The following is a 230-nucleotide window of genomic DNA, read 5'->3' on the forward strand; positions in this document are numbered from 1 at the left end:
CATTGAAGTGTGCAGACAGGCCTTGTTCTGCAGCAGGCCGGCAGTGGCGAAGAGCAAACCGATGCAAAGGGCCATGCAGATGGCATTGGTGCCATCCCAGCCAACCGTACTCAGCAACAGCGAAGGGCTGAACGCACCGACGGTTGCCAGAATGGCAATGGCGAGGTCGTTCTTGCCCTGCATCTGCATCGCTGCCGGGCTGTTTTGCAGCGACTGGGCCAGCAATGCGC

The 230-nt window shown here is 60.0% G+C and carries 1 protein-coding gene; it reads right to left on the reverse strand.

Annotated features, from left to right (window positions below):
* Positions 1-230, reverse strand: a 230-nt coding sequence (locus R0J88_RS24110; RefSeq protein ID WP_410901473.1) for a hypothetical protein, incomplete at both ends; no start/stop codon positions are given.

This window comes from Pseudoalteromonas sp. SIMBA_162 (assembly GCF_046535955.1).
Taxonomy (GTDB): domain Bacteria; phylum Pseudomonadota; class Gammaproteobacteria; order Enterobacterales; family Alteromonadaceae; genus Pseudoalteromonas; species Pseudoalteromonas marina.